The sequence below is a fragment of the Salipiger sp. 1_MG-2023 genome (assembly GCF_030547555.1).
Classification (GTDB): Bacteria; Pseudomonadota; Alphaproteobacteria; order Rhodobacterales; family Rhodobacteraceae; genus Salipiger.
The window spans coordinates 14,898-29,916 of the sequence record NZ_JAUOQN010000002.1 but is presented as its reverse complement, the minus strand read 5'-3'; the positions used below and the strand labels follow the sequence as shown (position 1 = coordinate 29,916).

At 64.7% G+C, this 15,019-nt stretch carries 15 protein-coding genes; 5 read left to right on the top strand and 10 right to left on the bottom strand.

Features of this window, described 5'->3' with window-relative positions:
- Nucleotides 1-205 precede the first annotated feature (205 nt).
- Complete coding sequence (locus Q4543_RS01425) at nucleotides 206-2,536, bottom strand: aldehyde dehydrogenase family protein (protein ID WP_303435913.1); 2,331 nt, start codon at nucleotides 2,534-2,536, stop codon at nucleotides 206-208.
- An 80-nt stretch (nucleotides 2,537-2,616) separates the two neighbouring features.
- The gene (locus Q4543_RS01420; RefSeq protein ID WP_303435912.1) at nucleotides 2,617-4,794 is read right to left on the bottom strand and encodes a transglycosylase domain-containing protein; all 2,178 of its coding nucleotides are present in this window, start codon (nucleotides 4,792-4,794) and stop codon (nucleotides 2,617-2,619) included.
- A gap of 253 nt (nucleotides 4,795-5,047) precedes the next feature.
- Here Q4543_RS01420 and Q4543_RS01415 point away from each other — a divergent pair, with 253 nt between their 5' ends.
- The 4 genes from Q4543_RS01415 (at nucleotide 5,048) to Q4543_RS01400 (ending at nucleotide 9,491) form a co-directional block, all read left to right on the top strand.
- The gene (locus Q4543_RS01415) at nucleotides 5,048-5,386 is read left to right on the top strand and encodes a P-II family nitrogen regulator (RefSeq protein WP_007794645.1); all 339 of its coding nucleotides are present in this window, start codon (nucleotides 5,048-5,050) and stop codon (nucleotides 5,384-5,386) included.
- A 37-nt stretch (nucleotides 5,387-5,423) separates the two neighbouring features.
- Entirely contained in the window at nucleotides 5,424-6,761 is a 1,338-nt protein-coding gene (locus Q4543_RS01410; protein WP_303435911.1) for an ammonium transporter, read from the top strand.
- 223 nt (nucleotides 6,762-6,984) lie between these two features.
- The gene (locus tag Q4543_RS01405; RefSeq protein ID WP_216002300.1) at nucleotides 6,985-7,386 is read left to right on the top strand and encodes a glucose dehydrogenase; all 402 of its coding nucleotides are present in this window, start codon (nucleotides 6,985-6,987) and stop codon (nucleotides 7,384-7,386) included.
- A gap of 17 nt (nucleotides 7,387-7,403) precedes the next feature.
- Nucleotides 7,404-9,491, top strand: a complete 2,088-nt coding sequence (locus tag Q4543_RS01400; RefSeq protein ID WP_303435910.1) for a pyrroloquinoline quinone-dependent dehydrogenase — start codon at nucleotides 7,404-7,406, stop codon at nucleotides 9,489-9,491.
- A gap of 182 nt (nucleotides 9,492-9,673) precedes the next feature.
- Here Q4543_RS01400 and Q4543_RS01395 read toward each other — a convergent pair whose 3' ends face one another.
- The 5 genes from Q4543_RS01395 to recO all read right to left on the bottom strand — a co-directional run bounded on the left by Q4543_RS01395 (nucleotide 9,674) and on the right by recO (nucleotide 12,735).
- Nucleotides 9,674-10,444: an FCD domain-containing protein gene (locus Q4543_RS01395; RefSeq protein WP_303435909.1), complete on the bottom strand. Its 771-nt coding sequence runs from the start codon at nucleotides 10,442-10,444 to the stop codon at nucleotides 9,674-9,676.
- Nucleotides 10,445-10,506: 62 nt separating this feature from the next.
- Nucleotides 10,507-10,947, bottom strand: a complete 441-nt coding sequence (locus tag Q4543_RS01390) for a molybdenum cofactor biosynthesis protein MoaE (RefSeq protein ID WP_303436131.1) — start codon at nucleotides 10,945-10,947, stop codon at nucleotides 10,507-10,509.
- A gap of 7 nt (nucleotides 10,948-10,954) precedes the next feature.
- The gene (gene moaD, locus Q4543_RS01385) at nucleotides 10,955-11,203 is read right to left on the bottom strand and encodes a molybdopterin converting factor subunit 1 (protein ID WP_303435908.1); all 249 of its coding nucleotides are present in this window, start codon (nucleotides 11,201-11,203) and stop codon (nucleotides 10,955-10,957) included.
- Entirely contained in the window at nucleotides 11,200-11,865 is a 666-nt protein-coding gene (pgsA, locus tag Q4543_RS01380) for a CDP-diacylglycerol--glycerol-3-phosphate 3-phosphatidyltransferase (protein WP_303435907.1), read from the bottom strand. Before pgsA ends, moaD begins: the two co-directional genes overlap by 4 nt.
- 147 nt (nucleotides 11,866-12,012) lie before the next feature.
- Nucleotides 12,013-12,735 (bottom strand): DNA repair protein RecO, encoded by a 723-nt coding sequence (gene recO, locus Q4543_RS01375; protein ID WP_303435906.1) that lies wholly within the window; start codon nucleotides 12,733-12,735, stop codon nucleotides 12,013-12,015.
- A gap of 267 nt (nucleotides 12,736-13,002) precedes the next feature.
- On the opposite strand from recO, the gene Q4543_RS01370 reads away from it, so the two are divergent.
- Complete coding sequence (locus Q4543_RS01370) at nucleotides 13,003-13,182, top strand: hypothetical protein (protein WP_303435905.1); 180 nt, start codon at nucleotides 13,003-13,005, stop codon at nucleotides 13,180-13,182.
- Nucleotides 13,183-13,278: 96 nt separating this feature from the next.
- Here the strand turns inward: Q4543_RS01370 and Q4543_RS01365 are convergent, their stop codons facing one another.
- The 3 genes from Q4543_RS01365 to era form a co-directional block, all read right to left on the bottom strand.
- On the bottom strand, nucleotides 13,279-13,485 hold the full coding sequence (locus Q4543_RS01365) for a cold-shock protein (protein WP_009505711.1): 207 nt from the start codon (nucleotides 13,483-13,485) through the stop codon (nucleotides 13,279-13,281).
- 186 nt (nucleotides 13,486-13,671) lie between these two features.
- A complete protein-coding gene (locus Q4543_RS01360) occupies nucleotides 13,672-14,004 on the bottom strand; it encodes a DUF1491 family protein (RefSeq protein WP_303435903.1) in 333 nt (110 codons plus the stop codon).
- Entirely contained in the window at nucleotides 14,005-14,922 is a 918-nt protein-coding gene (gene era, locus Q4543_RS01355; protein WP_303435902.1) for a GTPase Era, read from the bottom strand. It abuts the gene before it with no gap.
- Nucleotides 14,923-15,019: the final 97 nt, after the last annotated feature.

Sequence of the window (15,019 nt, the reverse complement as noted above, 5' to 3'; positions counted from 1 at the left end):
GGACATCGTCCTCCTTCTAGACAAGCGCCGAAAGTCACCCCGGCGCCGGGCGTAGGGACAAGATAACATCCCGGATGTAAATTCTCAATGATGACCGGCCAGCGCACGCCTGCGGGAAAGGCAGAATGCGTTGCATCTGCCCGATTCTGCCGCAAGGTCAGGAGCTTCTGTCTTGGCGGTCCATCGCCGATTGCGGGGCCATACCCTACGCGCCCCAGGGAATCCAGACCGATTTGCACTCGGTGGCCTGTTCTAGGAATTCGGGGCCTGTGCCTTCGGGGCCCCACCAGTCGCGGGCGCGCCCGTCGTTGACCCAGCTGCGCTTCAGCGAGCCTGCCGCGCCCTGTTCGATGGGCTGGCTGACATCGGCGCCGGAAAAGCTCCAGACCGCGTCGATATCCATGTGCTGCGCCAGCGTGGGGGCAAGATCGGCATGCGGGCCGGTGAGGATGTTGACCACCCCGCCCGGCACGTCCGAGCCTTCGAGGATATGCGAGAATTCCAGTGCCGCCAGCGGGAAGGGCTGCGAGGCGACAAGCACCACCCGGTTGCCCATCGCGATGGCAGGCGCCATGACCGACACCAGCCCCAGCAGCGGCGCCTCGTCGGGGCACAGTGCGCCGATGACGCCGCAGGGCTGGCGCATCACCAGCGCCGCACCGCGTAGCGGGGCCTGTGCGATGCGCCCGTCATATTTGTCGGCCCATGCGGCGGCGGTGAACAGCCGGTCCACCGCAAGCGACACCTCGTCGGCGCCGCGCGCCATGCCGGTCAGCCGGTCGCTGAGCGTGGCAAAGGCGTCGGCGCGGGCGTGCAGGTTTTCCGCGATGTAATACAGCACCTGCGCGCGGGTGTGCGCCGGAGCGTTGGCCCAGCCGGAGGCACCGCGCGCCGCCTCGGCCGCGTTGCGGATATCCTTGCGCGAGGCGATTGGGGCCTGACCGATCAGGCGGCCTTCGGCATCGTAGATACCCGACGCATGGCCGCCGTCGGGGCGCACCTGCTTGCCGCCGATATACAACTTGGCGGTGCGGTCCACCGGCTGCGGGTCGGCGTTGCTGCCGGCAAAGGGCGCGATGGGCGTCAGCGGTTCGCGCGTGCGCACAGGGCGGGTGTAGGCGGCAAGCCCCTCGGGGCCGCCTTCGCGCCCGAAGCCGCTTTCGCGCAGCCCGCCAAAGGGCACGGCGGCGTCGAACATGTTGGAGCCGTTGATCCACACCACGCCCGCCGCCAGCTTTGGCGCGATATCCAGCGCGGTGTTGATGTTTTCCGACCAGATGCTGGCGGCAAGGCCATAGCGGGTGTCATTGGCCAGCTGCACCGCCTCTTGGGGCGTGCGGAAGGTGGCAGCGACCAGCACCGGGCCAAAGATCTCGTCCTGCATCAACGGATGCGCAGATGAGAGGCCGGTGATCAGCGTCGGCGGGAAATAGCAGCCCTCGGGGCAGGGGAGGGTCTGATGGATGTCGCCCTCGCTGCCGATCATCCGGGCGATGCGCTGGCGGTGCTCGGGGTCGATGATCGCGCCGACGTCGATGCATTTGTCCAGCGGATTGCCGATGCGCAGCGTATCCATCCGGGCGCGCAGCTTGGCGTAAAAGCGCTCGGCGATGCCTTCCTGCACCAGCAGGCGCGAACCGGCGCAGCAGACCTGCCCCTGATTGAGCCAGATCGCATCGACCAGCCCTTCGACGGCGCTGTCCAGATCGGCATCCTCGAACACGATGTAGGGCGATTTGCCGCCGAGCTCGAGAGTCAGCGCCTTACCGCTGCCCGCGGTGGCGGTGCGGATGGCGCGGCCAACCTCGGTCGAGCCGGTAAACGCGATCTTGTCGACGTCGGCGCGCACCAGCATCTCGCCCACCGCGCCGTCACCGGTGACGATGTTGACCACGCCATCGGGCAGCCCGGCCTGACGGCACAGATCGGCAAACAGCAGCGCGCTCAGCGAGGTCCATTCGGCAGGTTTGAGCACCACGGTGTTGCCCATCGCCAGCGCCGGGGCGACCTTCCATGCCAGCATCAGCAGCGGGAAATTCCACGGCACGATCTGGGCGCAGACCCCCATGGCGGCGCGCCCGTCCATTTCGCTGTCCATCAGCTGGGCGGAGCCAGCGTGGTAATAGAAATGCCGCACCGCCAGCGGCACGTCGATATCGCGCGATTCGCGGATCGGCTTGCCGTTGTCGAGCGTTTCCAGAACCGCCAGCAGCCGCGCATGTTTCTGCAAGAGCCGCGCCAGCGCATACATAAACCGGGCGCGGGCCGCGCCGCCGATGTCTTCCCAGCCGGGCTGCGCCTGACGGGCGGCTGCGACCGCGCTGTCGACATCATCCTGTGTGGCCTGCGTGAGCGAGGCAAGCACTTCGCCCGTCGCCGGGTTGCGGGAGTCGAACAGGGTGCCCGGCTCGGTGAAGCTGCCGTCGATGAAATGGCCAAAGCGGGCGCCCTGATCGACCAGCCATGTCAGGGCCTCGGCGGCGCTTTCGGGGGCGGGGCCGTAGTCCATCGTCTCGAAGATCTCTTTCACGCTCATGCTCTGGGCTCCTCCGCGTCACGGGTGATTAGAGCGCGCGAGGGCGGCGAATGCCAGCCCCCGCGCGCGCAAGCGTGGCGTCAGCCGCCGCCCAGCAGGTCGCGCAGCACCTGCTGGATGATGTTGTCGCGGCGCTGCCGTTCTGGCGCGGGGGCCGGCTGCGGCGCGGGCGCGGGCTGCGCCACCTGTGGCTCGGGTTCCTTGGGCGCGATCGTGGGCAGTGGAGAGATCGGCAGCCCCTCGGAGACGCGGGTCATGGTCTCGCGCCAGATATCGGCGGGCAGCCCGCCCCCGGTAACGCCGGACAGCGGAGAGTTGTCATCGTTGCCCATCCAGACGCCGACTACGTAATCGGCGGTAAAGCCGATGAACCACGCATCACGCGCATCGTTCGAGGTGCCGGTCTTGCCCGCGGCAGGCCGCCCATCGGGCAGCTTGGCGCGGCGACCGGTGCCTTCGCTCACCACCTTTTCCATCATCCAGATCAGCTGGCCCGCCGCTTCGGGCTGGATCACCCGTTCGCGGATGCCGCCGCCTGAGCCCACCAGCACCTCGTTGTCGCCCTTCAGCCGCAACTGGCGCAACCCGTAGGGCAGAACGGCGGACCCGCCGTTGAGGAACCCGGCATAGGCGCCGGTCATTTCCAGCAGCGATGCCTCGGAGGTGCCAAGCGCCATCGCCGGGCTGTCGTTGAGATCCGAGCGGATGCCGAACCCGTTCGCCACCTTCTGCACCAGATCGCGCCCGACGGATTCCGAGATCTTCACCGCCGGGATGTTCAGCGAATTTTCCAGCGCCTGAGTCAGCGTCACCCGGCCCTTGAAATTGTTGGTGTAATTCTTGGGGCACCATTGGCCAGAGCCGGGAATGTTCATGCAGAACGGCTCATCGACGACGGTGTCATAGGGCGAATAGCCGATGTCGAGCGCGGTGGCGTAGATGAAGGGCTTGAAGCTGGAGCCGGTCTGCCGCTTGGCCTGCGTGGCACGGTTGAACACGCCAGAAACGCCGGTCTTCTTGCCGCCGACCATGGCACGCACCGCACCATCCGACGACATCACCACGATCGCCGCTTCGACCACCGAGCCGGGCTTGGTCACCTTTTCGCTGTAGACCTTGTTCATTGCGGCCTCGGCGGCGCGCTGAAGCTTGGGGTCGAGCGTGGTATTGATCACCACGTCTTCGGTGGTGTCGGCGGTGATCGGGTTGTCCTGAAGCGTATCGATCACCCAGTCGGCGAAATAGCCGCCCAGCTTGCGCTCGGCCTCGTCCGACAGGGTGGCGGGGTTTGCCTGCGCGGCGGCCTCCTGTTCGGCGGTCAGGTAACCCTGTTCGCGCATCAGCCGCAGTACGGTGGCCGCGCGCCCTTGGCTGCGTTCAAGGTTGTTGGTCGGCGACAGGGTCGACGGGGCGGTCAGCAGGCCGGCCAGCATCGCCGATTGCTGCGCATTCAGCTCGCCCGCGTGTTTCGAAAAATAGCGCTCGGATGCGGCCTCGGCCCCATAGGCGCCGCCGCCCATGTAGGCGCGGTTGAGATAGATCGAGAGGATCTCGTCCTTGGAATACTTCAGCTCCATCGCGAGGGCGTAAAGCGCTTCCTTGCCCTTGCGCGCCAGCGATCCCTGACGGCAATCCGACAGGTAGGCGGATTCGGTCTTCCAGACCGATGCATCGTATTCCTGACCGACGCAGAGCAGCTTGGCGGTCTGTTGCGTGATGGTCGAGCCGCCATGGCCCGACAGCGGCCCGCGCCCTTCGGACAGGTTGATGCGGATCGCCCCGGCGACGCCGCGCGGCGAGACGCCGAAATGCTGGTAGAATCGCTTGTCCTCGGTCGCGATCACCGCGTTCTTCAGGTGTTTCGACACGCTGTCCGCCGTCACCGGCCCGCCGAACTGATCGCCGCGCCATGCAAAGATCTGGTCGTGCCGGTCGAGCAGGGTGACCGAGCCGCGCGCCCGCCCGTCAAGCAGCGACTCGAGCGGTGGCAGGGTGCTGTAAAAATAGCCGACGCCAAGCCCGACGAGCAGGGCAATCACCGCCGTCACCCGCCAGACCACGGTCCAGATCAGGCCAAAGACCCAGCGGAAGATGCCAAGAATGAAGCCCGAGATGCCGCCACGCCGCCGCGGCGCCGCCTTGCGGGGGCGTCGCTTTGCCGTGGGTTTCTTTGCGGTTTTCTGGGGTTTTTGGGTCGTTTTGCTGGAATATCGGCGCTCTGCCACCAGCCGACCCTTGCCCCGGCCTGAATCACTCATCTGTACCTGCCCGGCCTTGTCTCTTTTGTCATAGGTTAACGGTTTTGCGTCGGGATGTAGACGCAGAAAGGGTCACATTATCGTCTTTTTAAGAAGCCTGATATTTGTGCAGTTGCTGATTTTCTGGTTACATCTTGTGCATCATGGGTGGGGTCGCGGGGCTTGCAGGCCCCCCCGACTTCTAATCGCGCTGACGCGGCGTCTTTCTGCCCATGGGATGCAGGCAGCGGTCTGCCAAACGAAAGGGACCAAGGTGAAACTGATCATTGCGACGATCAAGCCGTTCAAGCTCGAAGAGGTGCGCGAGGCGCTCACCGGTATCGGGGTTCGCGGCATGATGGTGACCGAAATCAAGGGCTTCGGCTCGCAGTCCGGTCACACCGAAATCTATCGTGGCGCCGAATATGCGGTGAACTTCGTGCCGAAGATCAAGCTTGAGATCGTGGTCGCCGCGTCGATGGCCGATCAGGTCGTCGAGACGATCACCAAGACCGCGCAAACCGGCAAGATCGGTGACGGCAAGATCTTTGTGCTGGACGTGGCACAGGCGGTACGCGTGCGCACCGGCGAGACCGACGCGGACGCGATCTGATCCTTCGGGACATCAGGATACAAGGGACATCAGGAACATGAAATTTCTCAAGGTACTTGCCCCGGTTGCCGCGCTGATCGCGCTGCCGACACTGGGCCTGGCACAGGATGACACCCCCGTCGCCGGCGTGAACGCCGCGACCGACACAGTCTTCATCCTCAACTCGCTTCTCTTTCTCGTCGGCGGCTTTCTCGTTTTCTTCATGGCGGCAGGCTTCGCGATGCTCGAAGCGGGCCTCGTGCGCTCCAAGAACGTTGCCATGCAGTGCATGAAGAACGTCGCGCTGTTTTCGCTGGCCGCGATCTTTTACTACCTGATCGGTTACAACCTGATGTACCCGCTGGGCACATGGTCGATGGATGGCGTGATTTCGGGCGTCTGGGGCCCCGGCGTGCTGGAAGCCGTTGGCGTGACCGCAGATGCGGCCGACGATTACAGCTATGCCTCGACCGGGTCGGATTTCTTCTTCCAGCTGATGTTCTGCGCCACCACCGCGTCGATCGTTTCGGGCACTCTGGCCGAGCGTATCAAGCTGTGGCCGTTCCTGATCTTCGTGATCGTGCTGACCGCGATCATCTATCCGCTTCAGGCGTCCTGGAAGTGGGGCGGCGGTTTCCTTGACGAAGCTGGCTTCCTTGATTTCGCTGGTTCCACGGTCGTGCACTCGGTCGGTGGCTGGGCGGCTCTGACCGGCGCGCTGATCCTTGGTCCGCGTATCGGCAAGTACAAGGATGGCATGACCGTCCCGATGCCCGGTTCGAACCTGACCCTTGCCACGCTTGGCACGTTCATCCTGTGGCTCGGTTGGTTCGGCTTCAACGGCGCCTCGCAGCTTGCGATGGGCACCGTGGGTGATGTGGCCGACGTGTCGCGCATCTTTGCCAACACCAACACGGCTGCTGCCGGTGGTGCGCTTGCGGCGCTGATCCTGACGCAGATCATGTACAAGAAGCCCGACCTGACCATGGTGCTGAACGGCGCGCTGGCCGGCCTCGTGTCGATCACCGCTGAGCCGCTGACCCCGACGCTGGGCGCAGCGACCCTGATCGGCGCCATCGGCGGCATCATCGTGGTGTTCGTGGTCCCGATGCTGGACAAGATGAAGATCGACGACGTCGTCGGTGCCATCCCGGTTCACCTCGTCTGCGGCATCTGGGGCACCATCGCGGTGGCCTTCACCAACGGTGACGCAACCTTTGGCACGCAGCTCTACGGCATCGTCGTGGTTGGCATCTTCACCATCGTCGCCTCTGGTCTGACATGGCTTGTTCTCAAGCTGGTGATGGGCATCCGCGTCAGCGCCGAAGAAGAAATGACCGGCCTCGACATGGGCGAGCTGGGCATGGAAGCCTACCCCGAGTTCTCCAAGGGCTGATTTCCTCCTTCCTTATCAGCCTTTCGTGACCAACTGCCCGGGCGCTTGCGCCCGGGTTTTTTTGTGTTCCGTGCCGGGTGGTGACGCGGTTCCCTTGGCTATTCGTAAAATCCGCGCGAATGTTGGCCGTCGGCGGGAACCTTCCGACGGCTGGCTTCATTTTGTTCCTGTGAGGCAGTTCTTCTGCCCTTCATCGCATGCAAATCACCAAGAGGAGGTCGCCATGGCCACCACGACATTCGACACCCGCAGCGACAGTTCCGCCGCGGGCGAGGAGAGGCTTTCGCGACCCGGCTGGGGCGTCCTGTTGCTGGGCTGGGTCTGCGTGCTGTTCGGGCTCGTGTTGTTCGGGGGGGGCGTCTACCTGATCGTTCTGGGCGGCAGCTGGTATTACGCCATCGCCGGGGCCGGGCTGATCGTGACAGGCATCCTGCTGAACCACGGCAAGGTCGCAGCGCTCTGGATTTACCTGCTGATCTGGGCCGGCACGCTGGTCTGGTCATGGTGGGAGGTCGGCGCGGATTGGTGGGCGCAGGTGCCGCGCATGGTTGCGCCGACGGTGATCCTGCTGCTGCTGCTGCTGTGCCTGCCGAACATCCGCCGCGTCCAGCGCCGCCCCCTCTGAGCTTCAGGAGACAGACGATGACACAGCTTTCTTCGCCAAACCTTTCTGCGCTGGCTCTTTGCGCCGCGCTGGCCGCCGCGCCGGGTTTTGCCCAAGAGACCCCCTTTTCGCCCGAGCAGGCGCCGGCCAGCCCCGATGCCCCGGTGATCGCGCCCGATGACACCGACGACACCGAGGCGAGCAATGCCGCGCCGCCGGTTGCCATCGCGCAGACCGGGGCCGACTGGCCCGCTTGGGGCGGTGACGAAAAGGCGCAGCGCTATTCCCCGCTCGAACAGATCACCCCCGAAAACGTCGGCTCGCTCGAACGGGCTTGGGTATTCCACACCGGCGATCTGCCCAGCGGCAGCGCCAGTGGCAAATATTCGCCCGAGAACACCCCGGTCAAGGTCGGTGACGACCTGCTGATGTGCACTGCGATGAACATCCTGATCTCGATCGACGCCAAAACCGGCGAGGAAAACTGGCGCTACAATCCCGAGGTGCCCAATGAGGCGATCCCCTATGGTGCCACCTGCCGGGGGGTATCGGTCTGGACCGATCCCGAGAAAGCCGAGGGCGACGCCTGCGCCACCCGTGTCATCGAAGCGACCCTCGACGCCCGCCTGATCGCCGTCGACACCCAGACCGGCGAACCCTGCGCCGATTTCGGCGACAACGGCAATGTCGATCTGTGGGAGGGCATCGGCGACAAGGTGCCCGGCTGGTACGCGGTGACGGCGCCCCCCGCCATCGTGCGCGGCGTGGTCATCACCGGCGCGCAGGTCAAGGACGGTCAGGCCGAAGACGCCCCCTCGGGCGTGGTCCGCGGCTATGATGCGCGCAGCGGCGAACTGGCATGGGCATGGGATCTTGCCGCGCCCGACGAAATGCGGAACGGCCCGCCCGAAGGCGAAACCTACACCCGCGGCACCCCCAACATGTGGACCACCGCCACCGGCGACGAAGAGCTGGGCATGGTCTATCTGCCGCTCGGCAATTCGTCGGTGGATTACTACGGCTCCAACCGTTCCGAGGCTGAAAACGCCTACGCCACCTCGCTGGTCGCGCTGGATGCCACCACGGGCGAGGAACGCTGGACCTTCCAGACCGTGCGCAATGACGTGTGGGATTACGACCTTGGCAGCCAGGCGAGCCTGCTCGACTATCAGGGGCAAAAGGCCATCCTGCTGGCGTCCAAGCAGGGCGATGTCTACATCCTGAATCGCGAAACCGGCGAACCGATCACCCCGGTGGGCGAGATCACCGATCTGCCCCAAGGCGACATTGAACCCGATTTCATCGCCGACAGCCAGCCGGTGTCCGAGTTCTTCAACATCCGCAAGCCGGAGCTGACCGAAAAGGACATGTGGGGCTTTACACCGATCGACCAGCTGTTCTGCCGCATCCGCTTTCGGCAGGCGCGCTACGATGGCTACCTGACGCCGCCCTCGACCGACTGGTATATTCAGTACCCCGGCTACAATGGCGGCAATGACTGGGGCTCGGTTGCAATCGATCCCGAGCGCGGCCTGATGATCATGAACTACAACGACGTGCCGAACTACAACCGTCTCGTGCCGCGTGAAACGGCCGATGCCCAAGGCTGGAAGCCGATCAACGAGACCGGAAACGAAGGCTCTGGTGGCGCCGAAGGCGCAGGCGATCCGCAGGTCGGCGCGCCCTATGGCATCCAGGTCAACGCGGGCTGGCAGTCGGAACTGACGGGGATGCCCTGCACGCGGCCGCCCTATGGCGGGATCACCGCCGTCGACCTCGAAACCGGCGAGCAGCTCTGGGACACGCCCATCGGCACCGCGCGCCGCAACGGGCCGTTTGGCATTCCCTCCATGCTGCCGCTCAAGATCGGCACGCCGAACAATGGCGGATCGGCGATCACCAAGAGCGGGCTGATCTTCATCGGTGCCGCCACCGACAACCTGTTCCGCGCCATAGACATGACAACCGGCGAAACCTTGTGGTCGGACGTGATGGATCAGGGCGGGCAGGCCAATCCGATCATCTATGAGGTGGATGGCGAGCAATATGTGCTGATCGGCCCCGGCGGTCATCACTTCATGCACACGCCCGTCGGAGACGCGGTGATCGCCTATAAACTGCCCTGAAAAATCGCGCCGCGCCTCCAGAGCGCGGCGCGCTGCCCAGCCCGAATCCACGCGAAGCAAGGCGCGGTCTCGCCCTTCATCTTGCCGGGTAAACTCCGGGGGTGAGGCCGCAAGGCCGAGGGGGCTGGCCCCCCCCTTCGGGGAAACATCACGTATCTAGCAAATGCTGGCGGCGAGGAGGATCAGTTCCGGCTCCGGACCCTCTCATAGCGCTGTCGCGCGATGTCCTCATCCCGCTCAGCCCGGCGATCCGCCGACAGAGCGGTTTCAACATAGGCCAGATGTGCCTCGACAGCCGCGCGGGCAGCAATCGGGTCGCGCGTCTGCAGCGCGACATTGATGGCGCGATGCTGGTCCAGCAAGGCCTCGCGTGTGGTGCGCTGCTTGAACATCACTTGCCGGTTATAGAACACCCCCTCGCGCAGCAACTGATACATCGACCGCATCATGTGCAGCATCATGACGTTGTGGCTGGCTTCGATGATCGCAAGGTGGAATTCCGCGTCGAGCCGCGCTTCGTCATTGGGATTGCGCTTGCCATGGGCTGCCTCCATCTGGCCAAACAAGGCGTCGATGACCTTAAGGTCGGTGTCGGTGCCCAGCGTGGCGGCGCGTTCGGCGGCAAGCCCCTCCATGTCGCGGCGAAAATCGAGGTAATCGAACACTGCCTCGTCATGACGCGCGAACAGCTGCACCAGCGTTTCGGAAAACGCCGAGCCCAAGGCCTCGGTGACAAAGATCCCCGCACCGGCCCTTGCGACCAGAAGCCCCCGGTCAGACAGATCGGCAACAGCCTCGCGCAGCGAGGGGCGCGACACGCCCAGTCGATCAGACAGCTCGCGCTCTGATGGCAGCCGTTCGCCGGGGCGCAGGATGCCGCGCAGGATCAGCTCTTCGACCTGACGCACCACGGCGGCGCTGAGTTTCTCGGATTGCACGGGGCGAAAGGGCATGGCGGGCTCCGAGTTGGCGTGAATTGGTCAAATGATATGACCAAAACCCGGAAACGTCCAGCCTACCAGCGCTTCAGGGCTGCCTCGTCCGCATCCTTTGCGGCGACCCACGACTCTGCACCGCCTGCACGTTCCTTCTTCCAGAAGGGCGCGCGGGATTTCAGGTAATCCATCAGGTACTCTGCGGCCTCGAAGGCATGGGCGCGATGGACCGAAGCGGTGGCGACCATCATGATCCGCTCGCCGGCCGCCAGCTTGCCAAAGCGGTGGATTACCAGCACCTCGCCAAGCGACCAGCGCGCTTCGGCCTCGGCGGCGATATTTTGCAGCGCCTTTTCGGTCATGCCGGGGTAGTGCTCGATTTCCATGCCATCGAGCGCTCCATCGGTGTCGCGCACGATGCCGGTGAAGGTCACCACCGCGCCAAGATCGCTGCGGCCCGCGGCAAAGGAATCCGCCTCGGCGCCAAAATCGAAAGGGGCGTGCTGCACGCGCACATCGATGGCCATGTCAGCCTCCGGTCATCGGCGGAAAGAAGGCGACCTCGCGCACGCCAGCCAGCGGGGCATCGAAATCGCTCAACTCCTGATCAAGCGCGACGCGCAAAGCGGACAGGTCTGCAAAAGCGGCCTCGTAGCGCTCTTCGCGCTCGCACAGTTCGGCGACAAGATCGGCAACAGTGGTGGCCGATGTCTCGATCCGTTCCTTCGGCAGGCCGATGCGCTCGCGCACCCAGGCAAAATACAGCACGTCGATCATTTGCCGTCTTTCAGGTGGGGCAGGGCCTTGTTGAAATAGTCCCAGCCGGTGATGAGGGTCAGCAGGGCCGCGATCCACAGCAGCGTCAGCCCGATATGGCCAGCGTAGACCATGCCCTGCTGTTTCCACAGCAAGCCGTGCAGATCCGCCGACTCGCGGTTGAGAATGGCGCTGACGGTTTCCGTGTTCAGACCTTCGATGCTGACGGCGAGGTAATGTTCAAACACGCCTTGCGCGAACAGCACGGCGATGGCGACCATCTGGAAGGTGGTCTTCCATTTCGCCAGCCGGGTCACCTTGAGAGTGCCGGCGACACTGCCGAGGAATTCGCGCATCCCCGAGACGAAGACCTCGCGGAAGAGGATCATCGTAGCGGGCAGCACCAGCCATGGTGACATCGAGGAATAGCCGACGATGACCATCAGCGCGATGAGCACCATGGCCTTGTCGGCGATCGGGTCGAGCATGGCGCCGAGCTTTGATTCCAGCGCCCATGTGCGAGCGATGTAGCCATCGAACCAATCGGTGACGGCTGCGCTGATGAACAGCAGCAGGGCAAACCAGTCGGCGAGCGGTCGCGAGAAATACAGGAACAGCACCGCCACGCCGGGCGCGGCGAGCAGACGGAGTGCGGTGAGGGTATTTGGCAGGGTCCAGCGCATGCCCAGAGTGTTAGCGCGGTTTGCGGGGCGGGGGAAGAACAGGTTTCGCGATAGTTCTGCGGTCTCGGCGATAAGATCGGGGCGCTGTCCCCTCGCGCGTCGGGGCGCGCTCCCCCGGGATATTTCGGGCCAGAAGAAACCGGGGCATCAGGCCCGCGCGAGACGGTCGATCCAGGCCGCGCGGGCGGCGGGAAGCGGCTTGTCGCGCAGCGCGGGGGCGAGGTGGCTGTGCAGGAAATGGCCGGTGGTGGTGAGCGCGGTCAGGATGTCGGCATCGCTGGCCTCGCCTTCGCCAAGCAGGACAGCGGGCAGGGGCAGCAGCCGGTCGGCCCACGCGCCCGCGCCCTCGGCAGAGACCGCGCGACCGGTGCGGGGGGACACGTAGACCAAGCCGGTGCTGGCGCCGGTCACGGCGCAGGAGGTGAGATCAAGGCCGAAGCCCATGTCTTCGAGTAGGGCCAGTTCCCAGTGCAGATAGCCCAGCGGCCAGAGCGACTGTTCGCCGAGCAGGTCGAGCAGCGCTTCGGTGCGGCGATAGAGCGCGGGGTGGGGTTCGCGTTCGGGCAGGCAGAAGCACAGCAGGTCGGTGACCGCGTTCAGCCCGGCAAGGGCGCGCCGGTCTGCCATGGCGGTGGCGGCGCGGCTGCGTTGGGGTTCGACGGTGAAGGCGCCCATGTGGTCTTCGAGCCGGGCCCGCCATGTCAGATCGAGCTGCGCGCCCGGTTGCAGGCTGGGCGCAATGCGGCGCGAGGTGCCGCCGCGCAGCACCCCGAGGTGGCGGCCATGCTGCGGGGTGAAGACCTCCAGGATGGCCGAGGTCTCGCCATGCTTGCGGGCCTTGAGAAGAATGCCGGTGTCGCGCCAGTCCATCGGTCTGTTATCCATTGCCTTGCGAGGCCCTGCAAGCTGGGGCGGGGTTTTGCGATGACGCCGGACTTGCGCCTTGTTGCCCTGATGGTTTTCCTGTCCGCGCTAGGTGGGTTGGTGGTGCAATTTCTTGCCAGATCGGTGGATCATCCCGGTGAGACGGCCCTGCGGGTAAGGGGGGCATGACGCGGTATTTCACCATTCTGACCAATGCGACGGTGGCGGCCGGGTTCGGGAGGTGGCGGCGCGTTCTGGCAGGGCGGTCTGGCGTTGTGGATCGGGATTGTCGGCGTTGTCTACTGGCTGGTGCTGGCCAAGCCGCTGATCGGGCTTGATGCCATTGCCAACTGGGGGCTGTTCGCGCTGATCCCGGCGTTGACGGTGCCGTGGTGGTTGATCGCCGCGCCGAAGAACGGGCTGCGCCTTGGCCGCGCGCTGGAGGTGGGCTAGCCGCTGCTCTACATGCTTTATGCGCTGAAACGCAAAACGCGGCCCCGAATGGAGGCCGCGTTCATCAATTCCGATGCCCCGAGGGGCAGGAATGGCTTAGGCGAGGGCGAGGTTCGACGCCGACTCACGGCCGTCACGGCCGGATTCGATGTCAAAGGTCACCTTCTGGTCGTCCCGCAGGCCGGTCAGGCCGGCGCGCTCAACAGCAGAGATGTGCACGAACACGTCCTTGCCGCCGTTGTCGGGTGCGATGAAGCCGAAGCCTTTGGTGGTGTTGAACCATTTCACGGTGCCAGTGGCCATGTGATGTCTCCTTGGTAGTCTGCCCGCAACATGCGGCAGCTTGGCATTGTCAGTCTGGATCGATAGCCTGAACGCCGTTTGAAGGGAGACAGAGGTCGACAAAGATAGAGGTCAGCAAGGGCTACCTACGCGCAACGACTGAGTCGGGCAAGCATTCTTTTCAGGCCACCTAAAAATTGGGCGAACTTACTCTGACAGGCCGTCTTCGTTCAGCAGATGGCGGCCTTGGCGGTCTTCGACTTCGATCACCCACAGGTCGGTGTCAAAGCCGCGCTGGCGCGCGATGGCCGCATCGACCTCGCGCTCGTCGCCGCTGGCAAGCTCTGTCCAGTTGCGCGCACCGGTCATCAGATCAAAGCCGCGGGTGAAGGCGCGGGCCTTGCCGTCAAGCGTGGCGAGCTTGACCAGCACCGCGCCCGCGGTGTCATCGCCATGGGCCGTGACGTAGGCCGGGATCAGCGCCAGCGACAGCCGCGCAAGATAGGCATCGACCCAGAACCGCGTGGTCAGGCGCGCCAATCAGTTGCCGTCCTTGAAATCCAGCCCCATCTCGGAATAGCGCTCGGCCTCTTCGAGCCAGTTTTCGCGCAGCTTGACCTGAAGGAACAGGTGCACCTTGCGGCCAAGGAATTCCTCGATGTCGGCGCGTGCGGCCTGCGACACCGCCTTGATCGTCTCGCCCTTCTTGCCCAGAACGATGCCCTTGTGGCCATCTCGCGACACATAGATCATCTGGTCGATGCGGGCGGAGCCGTCTTCGCGTTCTTCCCAGGCTTCGGTTTCGACGGTCAGCTGGTAGGGCAGTTCCTGATGCAGGCGCAGGGTCAGCTTTTCGCGGGTCATCTCGGCGGCGATCATGCGCATGGGCAGATCGGCGATCTGGTCTTCGGGGTAAAGCCACGGACCGGCGGGCACGGCTTGCGCCAGCCATTTGCGCAGCTGCTCGACGCCATGGCCCTTTTCGGCAGAAATCATGAAGGTCTCGGCAAAGGGGTAGGCTTCGTTCAGGGACTGGGTCAGGGCCAGCAGGCGCGGGGCTTCGACCCGGTCGATCTTGTTGATCGCCAGCGCGACCTTGCGGCCCTTGGGCAGCTCGCCCAGCCCTTCGAGGATGGCTTTCACCCCGTCGGTCACGCCGCGATGCGCCTCGATCAGCAGAACGGTGATGTCGGCATCGGCGGCGCCGCCCCATGCGGCCTTGACCATGGCGCGGTCGAGCCTGCGGCGCGGCTTGAACAGGCCGGGCGTGTCGACGAACACCAGCTGGCTGTCGCCTTCCATCGCGACGCCGCGAATGCGGGTGCGGGTGGTCTGAACCTTGTGGGTCACGATCGACACCTTCGCGCCGACCATGCGGTTCGTCAGCGTCGACTTGCCGGCATTCGGCTCGCCGATGAGGGCGACGAATCCGGCGCGGGTTTGTGTGGTTTCGGTCATGTGATGGGTCCGATGCTGAAAGATCCGTCAGCACATAGTGCTTTTTGCGGTGCAACACCATATCTGCAGGAACGCTCCGGACCCGAGTCGTGTTTGA

Coding starts and splice junctions, on each gene's coding strand:
- era (WP_303435902.1), bottom strand. CDS start 14,922: ATGACCGAAACCACACAAACCCGCGCCGGATTCGTCGCCCTCATCGGC.
- Q4543_RS01410 (WP_303435911.1), top strand. CDS start 5,424: ATGAAATTTCTCAAGGTACTTGCCCCGGTTGCCGCGCTGATCGCGCTG.
- Q4543_RS01420 (WP_303435912.1), bottom strand. CDS start 4,794: ATGAGTGATTCAGGCCGGGGCAAGGGTCGGCTGGTGGCAGAGCGCCGA.
- Q4543_RS01405 (WP_216002300.1), top strand. CDS start 6,985: ATGGCCACCACGACATTCGACACCCGCAGCGACAGTTCCGCCGCGGGC.
- Q4543_RS01395 (WP_303435909.1), bottom strand. CDS start 10,444: ATGCCCTTTCGCCCCGTGCAATCCGAGAAACTCAGCGCCGCCGTGGTG.
- Q4543_RS01400 (WP_303435910.1), top strand. CDS start 7,404: ATGACACAGCTTTCTTCGCCAAACCTTTCTGCGCTGGCTCTTTGCGCC.
- pgsA (WP_303435907.1), bottom strand. CDS start 11,865: ATGCGCTGGACCCTGCCAAATACCCTCACCGCACTCCGTCTGCTCGCC.
- Q4543_RS01425 (WP_303435913.1), bottom strand. CDS start 2,536: ATGAGCGTGAAAGAGATCTTCGAGACGATGGACTACGGCCCCGCCCCC.
- moaD (WP_303435908.1), bottom strand. CDS start 11,203: ATGATCGACGTGCTGTATTTTGCCTGGGTGCGCGAGCGCATCGGCCTG.
- recO (WP_303435906.1), bottom strand. CDS start 12,735: ATGGACTGGCGCGACACCGGCATTCTTCTCAAGGCCCGCAAGCATGGC.
- Q4543_RS01365 (WP_009505711.1), bottom strand. CDS start 13,485: ATGGCCACTGGCACCGTGAAATGGTTCAACACCACCAAAGGCTTCGGC.